14 protein-coding genes are annotated in these 20,923 nt (G+C 39.3%); 1 reads left to right on the top strand and 13 read right to left on the bottom strand.

Features of this window, described 5'->3' with window-relative positions:
- Positions 1–792 precede the first annotated feature (792 nt).
- Together AACZ73_RS18415 and AACZ73_RS18410 are read right to left on the bottom strand one after the other, a co-directional pair.
- Positions 793–2,790, bottom strand: coding sequence for an ATP-binding protein (locus tag AACZ73_RS18415; RefSeq protein ID WP_339880142.1), 1,998 nt, complete (start codon positions 2,788–2,790; stop codon positions 793–795).
- A gap of 1,131 nt (positions 2,791–3,921) precedes the next feature.
- Positions 3,922–4,425: a CinA family protein gene (locus tag AACZ73_RS18410; protein WP_339880140.1), complete on the bottom strand. Its 504-nt coding sequence runs from the start codon at positions 4,423–4,425 to the stop codon at positions 3,922–3,924.
- 1,425 nt (positions 4,426–5,850) lie between these two features.
- Here AACZ73_RS18410 and AACZ73_RS18405 point away from each other — a divergent pair.
- Positions 5,851–6,174 (top strand): hypothetical protein, encoded by a 324-nt coding sequence (locus tag AACZ73_RS18405; protein WP_339880139.1) that lies wholly within the window; start codon positions 5,851–5,853, stop codon positions 6,172–6,174.
- A gap of 337 nt (positions 6,175–6,511) precedes the next feature.
- Here AACZ73_RS18405 and AACZ73_RS18400 read toward each other — a convergent pair whose 3' ends face one another.
- From AACZ73_RS18400 to AACZ73_RS18350, 11 genes are all read right to left on the bottom strand, one after another.
- Positions 6,512–7,495, bottom strand: coding sequence for a zincin-like metallopeptidase domain-containing protein (locus AACZ73_RS18400; RefSeq protein ID WP_339880137.1), 984 nt, complete (start codon positions 7,493–7,495; stop codon positions 6,512–6,514).
- 634 nt (positions 7,496–8,129) lie between these two features.
- Entirely contained in the window at positions 8,130–9,668 is a 1,539-nt protein-coding gene (locus AACZ73_RS18395) for a RagB/SusD family nutrient uptake outer membrane protein (protein WP_339880136.1), read from the bottom strand.
- 23 nt (positions 9,669–9,691) lie between these two features.
- Complete coding sequence (locus AACZ73_RS18390) at positions 9,692–12,955, bottom strand: TonB-dependent receptor (protein ID WP_339880134.1); 3,264 nt, start codon at positions 12,953–12,955, stop codon at positions 9,692–9,694.
- A 4-nt stretch (positions 12,956–12,959) separates the two neighbouring features.
- The gene (locus AACZ73_RS18385; RefSeq protein WP_339880133.1) at positions 12,960–13,832 is read right to left on the bottom strand and encodes a hypothetical protein; all 873 of its coding nucleotides are present in this window, start codon (positions 13,830–13,832) and stop codon (positions 12,960–12,962) included.
- A gap of 1 nt (position 13,833) precedes the next feature.
- The gene (locus AACZ73_RS18380; RefSeq protein ID WP_339880132.1) at positions 13,834–15,087 is read right to left on the bottom strand and encodes a YdcF family protein; all 1,254 of its coding nucleotides are present in this window, start codon (positions 15,085–15,087) and stop codon (positions 13,834–13,836) included.
- A gap of 590 nt (positions 15,088–15,677) precedes the next feature.
- Complete coding sequence (locus tag AACZ73_RS18375) at positions 15,678–15,890, bottom strand: hypothetical protein (protein ID WP_339880131.1); 213 nt, start codon at positions 15,888–15,890, stop codon at positions 15,678–15,680.
- A 346-nt stretch (positions 15,891–16,236) separates the two neighbouring features.
- Positions 16,237–17,028: an SDR family oxidoreductase gene (locus tag AACZ73_RS18370; protein WP_339880130.1), complete on the bottom strand. Its 792-nt coding sequence runs from the start codon at positions 17,026–17,028 to the stop codon at positions 16,237–16,239.
- A gap of 43 nt (positions 17,029–17,071) precedes the next feature.
- Entirely contained in the window at positions 17,072–17,653 is a 582-nt protein-coding gene (locus AACZ73_RS18365) for a TetR/AcrR family transcriptional regulator (protein WP_339880128.1), read from the bottom strand.
- 218 nt (positions 17,654–17,871) lie between these two features.
- A complete protein-coding gene (locus tag AACZ73_RS18360) occupies positions 17,872–18,099 on the bottom strand; it encodes an ArdC family protein (RefSeq protein ID WP_339880126.1) in 228 nt (75 codons plus the stop codon).
- A 480-nt stretch (positions 18,100–18,579) separates the two neighbouring features.
- Positions 18,580–19,389 (bottom strand): DUF4886 domain-containing protein, encoded by an 810-nt coding sequence (locus AACZ73_RS18355; protein ID WP_339880125.1) that lies wholly within the window; start codon positions 19,387–19,389, stop codon positions 18,580–18,582.
- A gap of 57 nt (positions 19,390–19,446) precedes the next feature.
- A complete protein-coding gene (locus AACZ73_RS18350) occupies positions 19,447–20,919 on the bottom strand; it encodes an alpha/beta hydrolase fold domain-containing protein (protein WP_339880123.1) in 1,473 nt (490 codons plus the stop codon).
- Positions 20,920–20,923: the final 4 nt, after the last annotated feature.

Here is a 20,923-nt window from a genome sequence, read left to right as displayed (position 1 = left end):
GACAATGCCGTAGCTGAAAACTTCTTCAAAATCCTTAAATCAGAATTGATCTACCGGATCTACAAGCTTCAGTACGAACAGACTAGAATCAAAATCTTTGAATTCATTGAAATCCGGTACAACAAAAAGAGAAAACACTCCTATTTGAACTACCTCTCACCCGAATAATTCGAAAAATCATATCAATCAAAAACAGCTTAATCTATTGTCCAGTTTATTGTTGCAAATCCAGACCCTACCGCAATTTCAAAGGCACCCCCAGTGCAAGAACTTGCTGCTAAACTATTTGGGAACATAGTAAATGGTTTTTTGCTGTTACCCTAGCCAAAGGCGCTAACTTTTTTAAGACCAATGTGATACATCCGGTAACGTATAGCATCCAGCAATGATACTCAAGGGTGAATACCAATTGTAAATTCCTGATTATTAATTATATAAGAGATGTGTGCAATAAGGGGAGAAGTTATGTAAAGATGTAACACCTAAAAATTATGCCAGTGTATTTGCTGCTTTTTAGTGGGATGCAAAGTTATAAATTTGAAATGGACACCAGGATTTCTTAAAACAGGTTCAAAGCTATTCATCCCAATCTGTCTTTTAAGTCCTGGTACGCTTTAAACATACACCAGTATTTCCTTGCCACACCTTAATGAACTGTCTGAATGAATAGTATACGTATTATACTGAAAATTCTTAGGCCATACCCTCTTTGACTGAACCATCATTTCTTCAAATTATATCTCTTGCAAGATTGCGGATAATCACCCAAGAGGCTTAGATATCCTTCTAGTTTTATTCGTTACTCTTAACTGGAAAGTTAATCTTTATAGATGTGCCCACTCCTACTTTACTATTGACGGTTATCTTACCATGATTTAATTTTACAAATTCATAGACAAGGTTAAGGCCGATTCCTGTCCCAGACTCGTTTTGGGTGCCATAGCCAGAAATTTCTTTGCCATATACTACAAACAGTTTATCCAACTTTTCCTGCGTCATCCCCACGCCATTATCTTCAATAATAATTTCAACTTCATTTTCATATTTACCATAATAAATCCTTATACACCCTTTGGTATTAGTGAATTTAATGGAATTTCCAATCAGATTTCTAATGATAATACCTAGGTGAACCGGGTCAAGGTAAACTGTTATTTTCTCATTTTTCTCGTGCAAAATCTCAATATCCTTGGCTCTAGCTGTAGGAATCCACGGAATTATTTCCTTCTCAATAACTTGGGAAATTTGTATTTCAGATGCATCAGGAGTAACATCCTTTAAATTGTTTTGCGCCCAGTGCAATAGATTATTAAGCATTTCCTGAACTGCTCTTACGTTGCCTGAAAGTGATTTCATGAGCTCTTGCAACTCAGGTGCACTGAGATCTCCTAGAGCACCCAGCTCTAGGACGCTTTGTAACGAGGCTATGGGACTTTTCATGTCGTGGCTGATGATGGAGAAAATTTTATCCTTGGTTTTATGAAGAGATTGAAGCTGCTCATTTCTCTTACTGATCTCCTGCTTTTTTCTAAGTGTATCTTTATGACTTTCACTTAAGCTCTCAAAAAGGCGTTTGTTAAACTTTCTACTGATCAGACCGATAATCACTACTACCATAAATCCAACCATTACTATTCCCATTATGACGAGCTGTAGGGATTTTAGATCCAGTTGACTTTTGGCGTTTTCATTTTCCTTTATGAGTAAGGTGTTCTTTAGTTCCTGTTCCTTAAATAGTAGATATCTTATATCCTTGTCTTTTTCTCTATTAAAAAGACTATCCGAATAGACTTTAAAAAGCTTATTAAAAGCATTTGCCTCTTGGTAATTTCCTAACTTCTCCTGAGACTCAGCCATCACCTCATAAGCCCGCTGGATATCATAATACGAAGAAACCTCTAAACCGTACTTTAACCCATTCTCAGCAAACTCTAGGGCAGATTTATAGTCGCCCAGTTTTAATTTCACATTTGCCAGACCTGTTAAATTGAATCCTCTATCCCAGTTGGTAATGTTTTCATTTTCCAATCCAGCCTGAAATGCCTCACCTGCTTGGTTATATTTTTTTAGACCAAAAAGTATTTCGCCATATCTGCCATAGGTGATTGGAAGAAAATTACGGTTACCGATTGAATTGGTGTAGCTGAGTGTTTTTTTGATAAAGTATAAGGCTGAGTCTAGTTGCCCTGTGGATTGATATAAAATAGATAGATTCAGAAAATTATTGCAAAGCCCAGTGGTATCCTGTAGGGTCTCAAAAATTTTAATGGATGCCTTATGTTGGCTGATTGCTTTTTGCTTCTCATTAAGCATAAAGGTAATAGCTCCCAATGTATTGAGACTGTTAGCGATCCTCTGAGAATCCTGTAAGGCACCGGCCAATTCCAACGCCTTGTTAACATAGGTATATGCGGAAATGTAATCACCTTTTACATAATATGCCCTACCTATCAATCTGTTAATATCTGGAAAAAGTGAATCAAGGCCATTTCTATGGCTCAGATTTATTGCCTTTGTATAGTAGTAGATCGCCGAATCTGTATCTGAATACGTATAAGCACCTCCTAGCTCGGAATAATAGCTAATCCTGGATTCTAAAGTGAGATCCCGTTCTGCGATTTTCACCAAAAGAGAATCAATTCTATCTCCTTGTGCAAAAGCGGGAATATTGGATAGGAAAATTAATACTGACCAGACACTGTAAACAAAACTCTTGTTGAAAAATGTTCCTCCAATTCTTTTATCAAATTTTATATTAGTTAGCTTATGCGCTTCCGCTTCAATATACATGTCCAGCAATCAAGAATTAAATATATTTCCAGTAATAAAATCCTATGAACAATTTGAAATTAAAAATTGAAATCATCCAAACACTAATCTCATTATGCAATTCCTTGCTATAAAGAGAATAAAGTGCTCTTTAAGTTTATGAAATTGACCTTTCAATATTTTTAAAAATCAAAATTAAGCCTAGGTTTCTATTGATTAGTATTATTTTCTAATTGCTTTATTTAGTGACAAGAAACCTAAAATATTGTAAATGGGGAATCAATATACACGAATAAACCATCAAAAAACAACTTTTACTCTTCGTCGAACTGAATGTAGTCATTTCTTTATAATGTGTTGCATTTATTACACATTCACTAAATGAAATACAGCACAGTTTTCTGGATAATTTAATCAGGATGCATCTTAAATGTCGATACACAGTGATTATATGACTTTTTTGGTTTTCACTCAGCAACCCTTCATGATTGGCAATGAAGCGTAATGGATCTTGGTGTTCTCTCAAGGATTCCACTATTGGGCTGACCCGGGACAGATCCTTTACAGGAAATCAATATCGATTCCCATAGCCATGAAGTGGCAGTTTATAGTCAGGAAATAACAGGTTCCAAGAAAGCAGAAGCTTTATTTTATCTTCCCAAAAGTTCAACATCGAATTCATCCGGATTAGTTTACCTAAATTATGCAAGAGAGAAAAGGGTAAGGTAATTTGGAAAGATTAAACCTCAAAAATGGCAAATAAAAACTTGCCAGAACAGGAGGATAAACGCTAGAATGTAAGTTCCTGCAGATAATTAGCTAAAAGAAGTTGCCCGGCTAATCTATAGCCTTGAGTAAATAGGGATTTTTGAAAGCCATGGGCGTATTGTGTTCAAGAGAAGAAGTGCTCGAGCTAGCAGACATTCTGGGTGAACCATTCACAAAAGCCTTTCTTGGAAAATATGTGATTTTGGATGATTCTCCAATCAGTTAAGACGGATTAGATCATTTGGTACAATAACCTCTAAGCAATGGATAAGCTAGCAACCCTATTAATCCAAATTTAATAAACTGAAACTAATTTCTTATGTGTTTTAGTAGACGTTACTTTGGGATTTTGCATTATTAGCCCGTGGGTAGCCGCATTAAGAATTATAACTGAAGTATCGCATTAGCAGAAAGGCAAATTACACTTGAGGCATAATCCAGTTGGATATCCAACTGATTTTCGCCTTTCGGGATCAGACGTTCAGTAAATATTATTTTACCATTAAAACAAAAAGATGCAAAAGCGTAAAGCTCTTTAATACCTTTCTCCGGTATTGGCGAGGCAAAGCCTGTTATACTAAGTCCGGCATCACAACTAAATTTGTTACAGATTTGAATAGCCATATTTTCGGAAATTTTTTGAGATACACCGCAGGAGGCAGTGCACTTTTCGTAAGAAATTCCAAATTGTTTCAGTTTTTGCATACAAGAATAGGCCGTAATACCCCCCGAAAAGAAAAGTCCAGCGTTAGGACACGTGCTAAGCATCAGCTGGACTAGACCAGATGTTACACTTTCTGCAACAGCAATTTTATGATGATGCTCCAAGAAGTAGTCGCACAATTTCCCCAAAGAATTTTTGGTAGGTTCATCCTTAAAAATTTCCATAATTAAAAATTATTTTATTTCATATTTCCTCTAGCATTTGCTCTCAATTGAAGTACGGTCTTAAAGGCTCAGTTGGAAAAACTCTTATTAGGCTATAAGACTTTTTTTTGGCCAATGGAGTCTTTACTGTTTTCCATATAAATCAAATCGTTTCCTCTTTCCTTTCAAAATTTAAATCATTAACAAAAAAATTGCAATAGAAAATTTTATGGACAGACATTTTCCACCAGAACAGGAATAATAATAGTTATTAGCTCCTGTCGAGGCCCCCTATGATCTTCATTAATTTTTTTTTCAAATCGCCAGGCAGATTCCCTAACCCAGAATTGCCCCTTTCAACCTCCTGCCTTCCTGGTCTAAATTTTTAGGGTTATGAGTTTAATGTATCTTGATAAGCTACTTAAGGATGGTTAAAAATCGATTGAAGAAATTTTAGATATCATTCACATATGCAAGGTTTAATAGGATGATGTAATTCATAAAATTATTAGTAGAAAGGATTTCTTAAAAACATAAGACACAATAAAATATTACTCTTTGATAAGACTTAATAAAAAACTTTAACCATTTGAAAAGTATTCTGGAAGGATTTCCTGAGGAATCTCTTCTGATTATTGAAAATGGGTTGATAGCATTAGTCCATTTAAAAAATCATCCTTTGAATTATTTGATCTTTCTGGATTATAAAATATCAAATTTGACTGGGTAGAACATTATATATCACACTGGATAGGAGGCTAAAAAGTCCTTATTGAGTCATGTATCTACATTCGAATTAATCCTGGCTGTCATTTTACAATATTTAGGTGTGTTAAAAGACATCTATGAAAACAATCCAATCTTCGAACTGAGAGGGAAGATTTGCCCCATGGGATCTCGAAAATGATAAACTACCCAATGAGCCCAAGAATTCATCGTTAATTGAAGGCGGGCAAACGTGAATTAACTATTTCACCTATCTATTCGAAGGTTACTCAAAAGAGAATGAGTGATGGATGTATCAGATCGGACCAATCCTGCAGGTTAGCAGCACCTTGTAACCATCCAATAAAGCCAGGCAATTAATCCAAATGGCAGTATAAATCTAGAATCATTTATAAACTCAGAGGAGGAACCAACCGCTAATGATTCTTCTGCTCTCTTTGTACTATATCGCAACCATAGAAATACATGCAATGCGTTTCAGCATCTTATTAACTATTTAACAAAATGCGTGGTTCTTGGTAAACTGAGTGGTATGAAATTAAATAATAACCTCATAATTTTTTTTACTTCTGGAGTTTTTTTTATATTTTATAAGAGTCGGTTAACAGTAACTATTAAAAAAGACAAGTTTATGCAAACCTATCACAAATTACTAGATAGGATTATCGACATATATTGGCTACTTAAGAAATGGCGCAAATATAATTTAAACAAATTATCATGGAAACTCCCTCATCGAGGTATCTAAAGGAAATGGCAAAGGGAAACAGGAATTTCGAAATTAAAATTTTCAACCTCCTACTTAACGAGCTTCCGAAGGAATATAACTCCTACCAAAAAGCAATCATAACCAAAAATTTCTATTGGGCATTTGAAATTGTGCGCAAAATCAACCATAAAATTGTCCTCTTTGAAATGTGGGAGGCTCAATCTCTGCTAGAAAAACATGAGGAAGCCTTAATTACAGGTGAGCTAAAACACCACAAGGAATTTCAAAATATTATAAATAGGCTATTAAAATTTTCCCCTGAGCAGGCAAATTAAAAGGATTTAAATAAGAGTTGCCTGGATAATGTATATAAAGGCAATGCTTCGTTAACTCGGAGTTCTCTCATATTATAATATTCAACCATTTTCATTTTTCTATTTTAAACTTCCTTATTCCAGCTGAATGTTATTGGTCGATCAATGTTACAAGAAAGAATCGTTCTTTACTTGCGTCAAATTTTTAAAATAATTTTTTTATTCACTGCTAATTCAAACACTCTTTGGTGGGTAGGATTGAATCAATTTAAAGGGTATGGTAACATATTTAGGTAACCATAATTATCGAAAATAACTTTAATAAATGAACAAAAAAAGGGGATCTCTCCCCTTTCTCCTAAAACGGACTTTCATTTAGCATGTAATCCACCGCTTTCTGCGCCTTACTGGCAGCTTCAATCAGGAGATGCTTGTCATTTCGAAGCTCGTTTAACCAGTTTTGGATGTAGGCAGCAGAGTTTTCCAGCAGGTTTTGATCCAGTATCCCTGTATAGTTATTCAAATACCCTGCTCCCATTTCAGCGATCAGTTCCTCCTTGCTGTAGGCTTCGGATGCAAACCGTTGGGGGTTTGAAACACCTATCCTATCCAATCGGGAAGAATGCCCTGTACTATGGATGAGCTCATGGTAGAGTACCCCATAATATGCTTCGCTGCTTGGAAACAAGTTCCTCTCTGGCATGGTAACCTGATCAAGATCGGTTCTGTAGTATGCCGAAGATCCTTTGTAGATCAACTTAGGAGCCTGAAACATTTCCCCATAAATCTTCTCGCATTGTTCATTTATTGGAAGCTGTTCTTCGGTAAGCTTCACTGGTAGCTCCCAGTCTATTCCTTCAATCTGCTCTATGGGAAATACCTTAAACTCTTTGAGAAAGCCTGATCGACTCACCAGGTTCAGATCATATTCGGCAACCCGGTCCTGTGGAATCACCTTCCCGGTCTTCTTGTCCCGAAAGGCAAAATTCCAGTAGCACACCGGAAGTGCCTTTGCTCCTTTCATTATTTTCCCTCCCAGCGAATTGGCTTGCTTGAAAGTCAGGTAATACGGGTACTGATGGTTACAGGATAATAGCAGCCAGAGGTTGATCCCTTTGTAAGGTTTCTTAGTCAGGTAATTTGCTGGCAATCCCATCTCATGCCAAGGTTGCTTCCAGGGTATAACCCCTTCCTCCAGTTTCTCAATAATCAGATCGGTAAACTTCTGATAGATATCCGATGATCCAATTGCCTTTTGCAGGTTGTTGCACTTGCTTCCAACGGCATTTTGGCCGCGCCTTTTCCCGGAAGTCCTAGATGATGTTTTTGCTTGAGTCTTCATAGTCTTTTGTGTTTTGGTTTGACAAATACTTATGAAGCTGCACCGGCCTGAGAACGGCACTAAGTGCAGGAGGAAACGGAATAAACAAGAATGGGCATGGGCGCTGGCTTTATGCCGTAGTCTCTTGCATCGTGTGACGGAATCAGGCTAAATTGGCGGAAGAAGGAATAGAAAAAAAATTCCATTGAATGAATACTATACTCAGGATTTTTCGACACATCAAACTCAATAGATAGACCAATTTTCAGACCATATTCAAGGATTGAACCAGTCCGTTACTAAATTGATATTTAAACACGATAGTACTGCCTGGAAACTGCTCTGTGACTTTAGCTTGGAGCATTTGGTTGGTTGCCTAATTTTTCAGAGGGACCATGCTTATTTTATACTCCTTATTCACCTTCCCAATCCAATCCTTGATCTTCATTATTCCTGAATAATTTTTTCCCTTATCAAAAACAGTGACCGTTTCATTAAAACAGCTGGGATTAGCAAACAAAAAAGTGGTTGTCTCATAAGTCCATTCAAGAGCTTTAGATTTGGCTGTATGAAAATTGATTCAGGTATCTACCCGTACAAAATAGAGGCTGTCCCTACTTTCGAGACAGCCTTTTTTTCAGTATTGACTTAAAAGTCAATTATATCCGGGGTTCTGATACATACGCTCTGGGTCAAGCTGGTATTCATCAAAAGGAATGGGATAAAACCTATCCTTCTGAGAGAAATTCTGAAGATTGGCAACACCATATTCTGACTGGTCTTTACTTTTGAAAAACTGAACTAATTCCGAAATGGCAAAAGCTCTAAGGAGGTCATACCAACGTTTCTGTTCAAAAGCCAATTCCACTCTGCGTTCATGTAAAATCGCAAGTTTTAAAGTTGGATACAGAGCAGCATAATCAGGATTCTGCATAGCCTGTTCATAAAGAGGCAATCCTGCCCTATCCCTTACTTGGTTCAACATGGCAATGGCCTCTGCGGAATTACCTAATCGTTCATTTACCTCAGCCAGCAACAAGATTACATCTGCATAGCGCATCATGATGTGGTCATTACCCCCAAAACCATTCACTCCCGCCGCATCGCTTACGTCCCGGTATTTGGTAATAAAGAACTCCTGAACTCTGGAATCCTCCGCATAATTGACTGAGAACTCCTTACGTGGATCATTTTGCTCAAACTCATTCACCAAATCCAGGTTAACCCGGGTACCACTTCCTGTCGCAGGTCTTTGGGAATTAATGGTCTCCCCCAAAGCTTGGTTGTTTCTGGCCACAGCTGAACTCAGGTTCTGGTCTCCCTGACGGTAAACTATCTGGAAGATCAATTCAGGATTGGTGGATTTCTGATCCACATCGAACACGGATTCGTAAGGTATCTCTTTCAGGTCTCCAAAAGTTCTTTTACCATAAGCTTCTTCCAGATTTTGCTTGGCAAGTGTAAAGTATTCACTTGGGCTTTTTCCGGTAATCTCATTACTCCCCATCGTCAGATATACTTCTCCCAATAAAGCCAATGCTGCCACTTTTGACACTCTACCCTTTCCGGATATAGGCTGATGATCAGGTAAAGTACTTTCCTTAGCCAATTCTAAATCTGCAATAATCTGTGCATAGACATTGGCTTCCGTTTCCCGAAAAGTCACTTCTTCCAATTCATCTGGCGTCTTCACTTCTATGGTAACCAAAGGAACCGCTCCCCACTTTCTTACCAGATGGTAATAAGCCAAAGCGCGAAGGTAGGTAGCCTGAGCTAAATGAGAACTCCTTAGGTTTTCATCTGGATAACTTACAGTTTCAATATTGTTGATGACGTAATTAGCCCGGGACACGATGGTATACAAAGCTGACCAATGACTTTTAAGATAGGTATTACTTGGAATCAAGGAGAAATCATTAAACTGAAAGGGCTCCCCTGCATTGGACTGATTATCATTTCGTCCCATGTCGTCACTACGTTCGTCTACATACACACTGCTGCTTTCACCCAAAGCGCTGTTGCTTCGGATAGCTTCGTAAATTCCGTTGACAGCCGCTTCCACATCCGCAGGAGCTTTTAAGAATTCCCCGGAAGGCACGGCATTGGGATCGGAAAGATCCAGAAACTCTTCCCCACAGGAAAAAAGTGCCGCCGTGCTGAGGAATGTAAGGAATATGATGATGTATTTTTGCATGTCTTTGTAATTTTAAAATCAGATTAGAAAGTGACTTTTACACCGAGATTATAGGATCTCATCAGCGGATATTTACCATAATCCACCCCAGGCGTCAGATTTGCTCCATCGTTGTAATCCACTTCAGGATTGTAGCCCAGATATTTCGTGAAGGTGAAAGCATTGTCCACTCCCATGTAGATACGGAAAGCAGACAGTTTCATTCTCTGAAGGGCTTCAGGCTTCACATTGTACCCCACCGTGATGTTTGTGATGCGCAGGAAGGAACCATCCTGAATATAGAAAGTGGATAGTCGCGTACTGTTACTTTGGGTACCACCTCTTGAAGCTTTGTACACCCAACCGTTTCCTGGATCACTTTCGCTTCTGAATCTATCATCCACTACGGCGTACTGATTACCCGAAGCTTCCATATTGAATAAGTAGTAATCCTGACCATCCAACACTTCATTTCCCTGGGAGCCATTCATGGATACTGCGAAGTCAAAACTTCTGTAATTACCGCTCAAGGTAAGCCCGTAGGTAAAATCGGGATACGGAGTACCGATTACTGTTTTATCCTCGTCACTGACAATCCCATCTCCATTTACATCTTCAAAGTAGAGGTCGCCAGGACGTAGCGGGTTGCTGGAAGCCAAGGATCTTGGAGGACCTTTGATTTCATAGCCTTCTGGGAAGGACTGAGTGGAAGAATTGTAGGCAGCATCATCAGCAGCGATATTATCCATATCACTCTGTCTCACCATACCGGCTACTTTGAAGCCATAAAACATTCCGATAGGCTGTCCGGTGGTAGTGATATGTGTCAGATAGGAACGTTCCGCACCTCTGGAAAGAATGGTACTTGCATCCCCCAGATCCAAAACTTTGTTGCGGTTGAGGGAAATATTACCGCTTACGTTAAGGTTGAAGTTACTTTTGGAAACAACCGCCGCATCTATTTGAATGTCAAACCCTTTATTCTCCACTTTGGAGTCAGGCATATTGGTAAGAACAGAAGTAGCTCCAGAAATAGCAGAGATAGGTCTATTCAACAGCAAATCAAAGGATCGACTCAGATAGGCATTGGCAATAACGGATAGCCTGCCATCCAAAAACTCGGTATCCACCCCAACGTTGAACTGGCTGGTTGATTCCCAGCCTAGAGACTGATCTCTCATATTCAGTGGATAAACCCCTGATTCCACTGAGCCATTACCAAATACTACAGGTTGGGAAGTGGACATCACCTGTGCATAGTTGTAATCCCCGATGTTATTGTTGCCACTTAATCCCCAACTTGCACGGAGTTTAAGGGAAGAACCTTCTCCCAACCAGTCGTTGTAATAATCTTCGTTTGAAATATTCCAGGCAGCAGACACGGATGGGAAATTACCGTATCTGTTGAGTGGGCCGAATCTGGAAGATCCATCCCGTCTAAATGAAGCCGTCAGATAATACCTGCTGTCGTAGTTATACCCGACCCTGGCCAGATAAGAAAGTAAGCGGGTCTGGGTTTTCCCAGTGCCTCCGTTCATCTGAAAATTGGTAGGATCAGCTCCTTTTCCAGTGATTTCCGGAATATTATCATTCTCAAAACCATTGGAAGTCACACTGATCACATCTGTATACGTGTCCTGCACTGTGTATCCAACAAGTGCGTTGAGTGAGTGCTTGTCGAAATCCTTGAGGTATGCTAATGTAAATTCCCCCAGTTTATCCCTGCGATCATAAGTCTGCGCAGTAGCATAGGCAGCATTCTTTGCCTGATCCGAATAAGGAGGGTTTGCTCCGCTGCTTAGGCTTGTAGGCTTATAGAATTCATATTTTTCAAAGTAGGTCTGCATACCAAGATTCGCTTTGAAAGTCAACCCTTCTAGTATGTCATAGCTCGCATTGGCATTGTAAGTACCTCGCTGGCCACGGCGGCTGATGATGGTCTCACTGGCCAAGGCTAGAGGGTTTTCTATACTTTGAAATCCGTATGCTGATGAAAGGGAAGCTGCTTCATTTTTGGACAAGGTCCCGTCTTCATTATAGGCTTTGAAGATCGGCATATAAATCAATGCGCCAAGAATGGGGCCTTGGTTGAACCTTCCTTCCTGCACCTCCCGGTTGAGATTACTGGTAAAAGCAACATTCGCTCCCACTCTTAACCGCTCACTCACTTTGGATTCTACATTCAATCTTAGATTAAAGCGATCCTGATTCGTGGTCTCTATTATACCCGGCTGATGCTGGTATCCACCACTAAGGAAGTAGCGTGATTTTTCATTACCGCCGTTCACGGATAAGTTGTATCGCTGGGTATGTGCATTTCTATACAGCACATCCTGCCAGTCCGTATCATATTCAGGTGCAATTGCCTTCTGATTTGCAAAATCGTAGAATTCAGTTGGGATACTGACCCCGCCTGCATTTCCCACATTGGAAACCCTGGTCTGGTTGGAATCCGAATACATAGCGTCAGTCCATGCTCTCCCTGAATTCTCGATCAGGTTTCTATAATTGTTGTTTCGCGCATCAATCAAGAGATCCACAAATTCAGTTGAATTGAGTAAATCTACTTTCTTTGCAAGCTGTTGTAGGCCTGACTGATAGTCGAATTCTACTTGTGCCTTGCCTTCCTGTCCTCTTTTTGTAGTGATCAACACTACACCTCCAGAAGCTCTGGAGCCATAGATAGCAGCAGAAGCGGCATCTTTAAGAATATCAATAGATTCAATATCAATAGGGTTGATATAGACATCATTGGCAGCTGGATAGCCATCGATGACATAAAGAGGCGAAGAGCTTGCGTTTATGGAGCCAATCCCACGAACCCGGATTTTGGTCGTCTCGTAAGGAGCACCGGAAACTTGAGATACTTGTACACCTGCAATTTTTCCGGTTAGCGCCTGACCCAGTGTCGGAGTGGTCAAGTTCAGATCCTTTGCTTTGAGGTTGGACACGGCCCCTGTAAGATCAGATTTGCGGAGACTTTGGTAACCGATTACCACTACTTCGTCCAGATCAAGATCCTGGGATACCAGCTGAACATTGACCAAAGTCTGGCTTCCTACCGTTACTTCTTTGGGGCCATATCCCATTAGGGTAAAAACCAATACAGCACCTTCTTGGGTATCCAGCTGAAAGCTACCATCCGGATCAGTAATATCGTAATTACTGGTTCCTTTTTCCAGAATGGAAACACCATCCAGTGGTTTTCCATCCTGATCAGTTACCGTACCACTTACAGTTCCCTGGGCAAAAGCAAAGCCCATGGAAAGAAGTGACACCAAAATGACATTGAATAAATTTTGCATCATGTAGTTAAAATTTTAATAATTGGGGGATGTTGATCAACGCGGCATTTTGGGTTCTGGAAGAGGAAACTGCTAATCCCAGAGAAGTATTCAGCAGGCAAAATCCTTCCAATTCGTCTTTTCTATCCAAGTCAATCTGATTGAGCACCACTTCCTTTCCGGCCTTTATGGAAGCTTCAAAATCCAGAAAAGTCAAGCGCCATAATTTTCCTTCTATTTGGTTTTGTATCAAAATCAAGATACCCTCATCAGCTATCCAGTGTAAGTTTTGTACCCAGGGAGAGCAGGTGAATTTTCCCACCATAACACCCGGGTCCGAGGATTTCTGAGCGTGAATAAGTTTTTCGGGATCATATAGCCGCACTTCATTGAGGGATGGTCCATAATCCGAGGTAGCAACCAGCATTTTGCCTTTATAGCTTACATATTCCGGTCTGGTCCCCTGAATGCAGGCATCGTCCTCAATGGTGGCCAGAAGATTACCGTCCAGTGTTTTAGTTTTTAAAAATCCTTCCCAGTCTATAGCATAGATGACTGCCTTCCAAAGGGTGCCTTCAGTATTCAGCCGAATGGAGTTTCCGATGAAAGTCGGTGAACCCTCTGAGTAGGCAATACCTGTAGGATGATTAATTAAATCCTTTCCATCCACAGTAAATAGGAATTCTTGCCCAGTGTAAACCAGGCTATCATTTAGGGAGTAACTTTTCATCATGCCCACCTCCCTGTCGCCGTAGATATACACCTGATCAGCAATTTTTGTCACTCCCTGAGTTGCTCCCAGATCTGGAAGCGTTTGAAGTTTGGAAATGGACATCTCCTGTGCGCTCAACCTTACAGCGGAAATGAGCAGAAGGGAAATTAAAGAAATAAGCCTATTCATCTTAAGGGTCAAGTGGTTCATCGGTATCAATCTGAAGGGAGGAAATCAAAGGGAAAAATTCCGCGGTGGTAGCAGAAAGGCGTTTGCCATTGGTATAGGCGTGGTATCCGAGCTCCCTCATGCATCTATCATGCATCATATCAGAATAGATGTAGGCACTTTGGGATGGAGTGGTCACTGTAATCGAAGGTCGATCCGTTGGAAATCCATAGCGGAACATGATTCTGGCAGTATTTCGCATATTGGTGGTGGTATGCCTGGCATGTGGATCAATTAGGATCGCAGATTCGGGAACTCCCAACTTCAGTAAGTAGCGTTTCATTTCTATGGCTTCATTGTGCAGCACCTTGTAAGGATGGACATAGCCTCCTGAAACCAAGATGAAAGGGGCTTTCTTTTTCTTAAAAGCATTAAAAGCCAATTGGCATCTGAGTACGCCTCCAGAGCTGAGGCTGTCCAGGTAATTGTCTGTCCCTGCCCCAGGAATCAAGATCAAAGGATAGTCAAACTCTTCCCAATCTGTGGTTTGTGCAGCATCGAAGGCAGCCCTATTTTCATAGGACATCATGGGTTCAAAGTCCCCTGCCCGCTCAAATCTGGCCATTGCCAATGCGTCCATGGCATAACCAAGGGTCAATTGATAAAAGAGCTTTGAACCCTCATATTTTACCGAAGCCAGTTCACTTAAGGCCTGGATATTGGCCAGATAAGTGGATGAGTTGAGGTTCATTCCCAGTGAGTCTATCTTAGGATAGTTGGGTTTTTCTCCCCTTCCATAGATGGCGATGATATGGTTGAGCGTGGCAGCATCCTGCTTCCAGGCATTGGCTAAAAAAGGTGCAGGGTCATCAGCTGCATTCATCTGATACATTCCGGATGGCGCGATGTGGTCTAAGGTGATATCAGTTAACCTTTTGTCCTGCTTGGCCAGCTGTTCGATGCGCTGTGCTATACGTTCAATTTCATTGGCAGTGAATCCCAAAGCAGCCGGATAGCAGCCTGCATCCTTTCCACAATCCTGAAGTGATTGGGTCAAAAGTTCAAATTTAGCTGAGGCAATTTCCGCAAGTTCCCCGTCTTGTTCAAGAAGGGATTTCAGGTAAGGCATCTCCTCAAGCAGACTGAGGAAGTATACATTTTTAGCTTGTGTAGGATTTTCTCCCAAAACTGGCAAGTAGCTAGCTTGAGGCGTATTTTGTCCCCAGCAAAAACTTCCCAAAAGCAGCAGTAGAAGAAATAATGGCGGCTTTTTCATACCGCAAAGGACGAAAGCAACTGAGAGAATTTAAGTCCCTTTCCAGTTATCAAAAAGTGAAACAATTGTGAAGCGGGGCGGCTAAACCCAATTCTTTGTAAAAGTTGAATTTAGGAATATAAAGTTGTCAAAGCGTCTATCAATTTTGACTAAATCTTATTTCCTTACCAACAAAACCATATTGTAATTTAGATTTTAGGCAGTTTATGAGTCATAATTTCAGCAACTAACGCAAAAAACTTACTGTTTAAAAGTTGAGCAATTGTTAACACTGTGTGAATAAAAGCCCTGTACCGCATTTATCCTAAATTCATGTTATAAAATCAAAAATTGTGATGGATGGATATGACATTTTACTTGTAAAATTATTACAAGTATCCACTCCGTATCATATCTATCCTTTAAGCCAAATAATTTAGAAGTTCAATAAAAATACCCAAATATTTGAAGTCTTTGGATTTTTAATGATCAGACCTGTCCAGGTTCTGCGACCATATTACTCTCCCTTTTTAAAAATTAATAGCGACTGAGCTTTTCCTAATGAAGTGATATTAGGCAGCCGAGTCGCTACATTCTTCCTTATCAAAATTTTAATAGGTGGATATAAACTGTTTTATGTATTTTATTGCTTCCAAGGATTCTTTAGAATCAATATGGGAAAATAGCCAAACGTGTTTTTGCCCATCATTCTCCTTGATTTTGGATTCGTTTTGAATTGGATTGATGTACGAATAAAAATTCCTGGAATCGTCATTCAATACTTCATCCGTTCCAACCAACAAAAAGACAGGAGGGAATTTCACGAATTTCAGTTCGCTTGGATCTGCCTCTTTGATTGTATTTGAAGAATTTCGACAGAAAGATTGCGCGCTTTTAAAGCAAGGATAAAGGGAGATATTGAATTTTCAACCATTTCTATTTATCAAATTTGAATATAGGGTGCCTGTATTTCAGACTCTGACCAAACTAATCATGAAGCATTAACAACCCTTTGTTTTAATAAAGACCTTTTGGCAAGGCAGAAATTATTGAATTGCTGGCTTTTCCTTCCGGTTGGTCCAAATTTTAATTTTCTATAAAGAAAAAGGCAGCGCTTAAGGAATAGCATTCACTTCTTAATTCACTGCGAATTTTGTGCGCTATTTCGTTTCAAATCGTTTTGAGTACTCCTGAATCTGCTCTAAGGGAAGCACCGTTTGTGGCTATTGACAAAGGGCTTGATATATAGGTTACTAAATTTGCAATTTCAGCTGGATTAATAAATCGTTGCAATAAAATATGGGAATTAGATTGTTGAATAATAACGGATTTCATTTGTTCAACTTCAAGGTTTTGAGCTTTTGCAATGGTTTCCACTACCTCTGCGACCCCATCGGAATAACTTGGTCCCCCCACTATAGTATTCACCGTTATTTCTGTTCCTTTTGTCAGTTTAGACAGTCCGTTTGAAATTGCTGAAACAGCTGCTTTTGTCATTCCGTAATGAATCATGTTTTCAGGAACATTAACCCCCGATTCACTACTGATAAAAATAACTCTTCCCCAATTCTTATTTAGCATTTCAGGAAATAGCTTCCTAGACAAACGAACACCACTCATGACGTTAACCTCAAAATAGTTATACCAATCTTCATCGGCAATATTTTCAAATTCTTCAATTTCAAAAACCCCAACATTATTAACCAAAATATCTATATCGGATAAATCTTGAAGTAAGCTATCTACTTCCTCAAACTTTGAAAAATCCGCTGATTTGGCATCTATTATACTACTCGGAAATTGTTTTTGAAGTTTTTTCTTCGCTCGTTCAGTTTTTTCATGCTGCCTTCCATTAATTATTACAGAAGCACCTTCTTCTAATAATTTCTGGGCAATAGCAAACCCAATGCCTTGTGTTGACCCACTTATAAATGCCCTTTTTCCCTTTAATTGTAAATCCATTCAATTTTTGTAATGATTGTTAAAATAATGATCAAAAAAAATTTCAATCAAGTATTTGCAATTGCAATTCAATTTGCTGTTTCAGGATCTCTTTATCCGGATAAATTCTTCGTAAAGTGTTAATCCCACACCAGAGTGTTATTAAATACCTTGCTAAAACATGCGCAGGTATTTTTGATTTGATGTTTCCTTTAAGTTGTTCTGCAAGAATAGTCTTTGTGTAGAGTTTTTCTGAATCTTTTAAAATCTCTATTGCTTCACTTTCTAGTTCATCGTCTATAAAAGTCATTTCCACTATTGTATTTGCTACAATACACCCTTTCAAGTGAGATTTTGTTGATTCAGTTGCCACACCAATATAAAATGCTTTAATTAATTCGATGGGGTTATCACTGGCTTCTAGTTTAGCTTTAAAATCATTTAAATCCTCTTTCCGCTGCAATAAAGCTTTTTTGAAAAGTTCTCTTTTCCCACCTTTAAACGTGTTGTATAAACTACCAGCTCCAGCACCTGTTGCATAACTTAGTTCAGATAAGGACGTTGCACTGTACCCTTTTTTCCAAAACAGTTCCTGGGCTTTGAGTAATATTTCCTTTTCATTAAAAACTGCAGGTCTTCCCTTCATATATTATTGTAATGATTGATACAAAAATAGAATAAAAAATTGAACGGATCGATTTTTAAGCAAATACTTTGTGAAGTGTTCAACTTGCAATTTCCAAGTTTACAGAGTCTCACATTCTTAAAGTATCCAATAGAAAAACTCTTAAGGATTGAATCATCTCTACTAAATAGTTCTATGGATTTAGACAATAATTTATAGGATGGTTTTCTTATCATCCCTTAATAGGCTCTCCTAGTCTGGTAATTTGCTGGCAATGCCATCTCATGCCAAGGTTGCTTCCAGGGTATAACCCATTCCTCCAGTTTCTCAATAATCAGATCAGTAAACTTCTTATAGATATCCGATGATCCATTTGCCTTTTGCAGGTTGTTGTACTTGCTTCCAACGGCATTTTGGGCGCGTTTTTTTCCGTAAGTCCTAGATGATGTTTTTGTTGGAGTCTTCATAGTCTTTTGTGTTTTGGTTTGACAAATACTTATGAAGCTGATGCAGTCTAAGAACGGCACTAAGTGCAAGAGGAAACGGAATAAACAAGAATGGGCATGGGCGCTGGCTTTATGCCGTAGTCTCTTGCCTCGTGTGACGGAATCAGGCTAAATTGGCGGAATAAGGAATAGAAAAAATAAAATTGATTTACGGAATCCAACTTTAGGAAAATGTACTGCCGCCATTGCATTCTAAATCCCCTGTATTTCCTACTTCCCTCCTTTTAACTTATTTATGAAAACCTGCCCTATCAAACCAGCTAGATTTCCTAGATATGGGTAGAAACAGGAGAATGCCAACTTAGGGATAACCACATGTAAATTTATAGGAGCATGTAATTTTGCACCAAGCAGGTTTTAAAAAGATGAATAATTAGCAAGTGAAGCGGTTAAGTCGTTATTGCGCATGCTTAGTTTCCGAAGAGAATAATAGGCTTTTTTTTATCGAACATCTGCATGTCCTCTTAAAAAATTTGCGGTTAGCTCTGGCATCCCTGCAGGAACATACTTGATTTCCTTGGGGGAAACATCAAACAATTCCGAAAACCATACGCACCCTGCCAAATAACTCCCATTGACATTAGCATGAAAACGATCATCATCATTCCACAGATTAATCTGATTTGTTTTATATGCACGATGAAAAGCATCTCCAGAATTAAGGACCGGAAAATCGTAATGCTTTGACAATGCTTTATAATTTTTTTTCAAACCTTTGTACATCTGATCGGAGGTGATCCCAAATTCATCCAGTCTAATACAATCCGGAGCGTAAGCCCATGTTTGATGAATATAAATCTTAGCATTCGGCATGTATTTCTGAATGTAGGCGACAATTTCATCAGCATAGGGCTGATATGATTCTATCTTATAGCTCTTATGACTAACCTGCTGGATCGTAATTACATCCCACTGTTCCTCCAACAACCAATCTTTCAATGACTTCCCATTGTAAGGTTTAAAGGTTGGATCAACTTCACTCTTTTTAATAAAGTCTGCATGTTTATCCAGCGCTGCTCCCCCAATATTTGCATTACCTATGATAATTTGATATCCTTTAACAGATTCAGTTATTTCCTTAAGGTACTGACAGGCATTATCTGCAAAGCTGTTTCCAATGGTCAACATCCTGATTGTTTCAGGGCCGCGCTCAGATCTTAAGGTGCTGGCTAAAGACAACTTTATACCAATGCAGAAACACAGGATAAATAGGAAAAAAACTCCTGCTATAATTTTCTTTTTGCTGTTCATTGAACGTTGATTTTACATGTGACAAAAAGGAAAATGACTTTCCTCGTTATTCTTTTTTTACTGCAAATACCCATGCCTTCTGAGAAATCCCTCCGAGTCATGAAGCATCTTAAAATAATCGGAAGAAACCCCTTGACGATAATAAAAGATGGGATGTCCAGCACCTTGATAAAGCTTCACTTCACACGATATTCCTTTACCCTCCTGCAGGGACTTGTATTTCATCGCTTTTTGCACCGATAAAAAAGGATCTTCAGTACCCAGGAGTAACAATGTGGGGGGATTAGTAGCTCCCACATTATGAATGGGGGATACTTCTAAATACCTGGCTTTCATCTCGGTAGACCCATACCCATCAGGGCCATTATCCAGCACCGGATAATAAAGCAAATTCAGGTTTGGTTTGGAGCTGATGGAAAAATCCTCATCCGATTCATCCATACCAGAAACCGTTGCAGTTGCTGCTGCCAAATAGCCTCCAGCCGATGCTCCAGCTACGGCTATCCTATCTGGATCAACCCCCAATTTTGAAGCGTTTTTCCTGATCCATCTAATGGCAGATTTTGCATCCCTAATGGATTCAAATACAGTTGTACCATTCTCATATTCCGTTCGATAATCTGCCGCAATAGCAACCATTCCCTGAGACGAAAAAAAGGCTGCCTCCCTGTAAAACTGAAGCGGAGTCCCTACTTTCCATCCACCTCCAAAAAAGAAAACGATGCAAGGTCTTTTATCCGAGCCCAATCTTTCCCGAGGGTAAAACGTATGAAGTTTCAGCTCTTCATGAGTCGTTTTCTTATAGGGAATCAACTCAGGATTAAAAGATACTGAGGGCTTGGCCAGTACTTTTTGGAGTTTCTTATACCATACACCTGCCATTTTCCATGCACCACACTCATTGGGATGTACTTTGTCATCAATAGTATCAGTATACCAGTCAAACCTATTTGCTTGATCTACCAGATACAAACCATCGTAATCGTTTCGCAGCTTAGAAACAAGCTTTCCAATTTGTCTATTCAAATCAGGGATGTAAGAATACTTGGGGAGCTTTCCGCTTTCTACTACTTTAGCCACTAGAACAATTGCTTCCGGATTGATCTGTTTGATTCTCTCAATGATAGCTTTATGGGCAGCAATGATTCCATCAGTTGGCTTTTCCTCTATAAAATGATTGTGACCGGCATGAAGCAAAACGATATCGGCAGGATATTCGGAATAAATACTATCAATCCTGGCGGCCAGAAACTCTGCATTCATCCCACTATATCCTGCATGAGCTATTCCTCCTATCTTGGTGTTGGCAGCGTTTGGACCAATAAATTCAACTTGATATCCGGCAATAAATAGCATTTCCCAAAGAGAATAAAGATACGAATTGAAATTTACCCCTCCTTCAGTAATTGAATCTCCCAGTCCAAGTAGCGTATACTGCTTTTCCTTTATCTGCTGTGCCATGGAAAGTTGAGAAAATAAAGCCATCGTAATTAAAAGGACAACTATGAAAACACTTTTAAACCACTTCATAAGC

The organism is uncultured Algoriphagus sp., assembly GCF_963974835.1.
In the GTDB taxonomy this organism is placed as follows: Bacteria; Bacteroidota; Bacteroidia; order Cytophagales; family Cyclobacteriaceae; genus Algoriphagus.
Note: the sequence above shows the minus strand (reverse complement) of the source record. Positions and strands in the feature narration are given on the sequence as shown.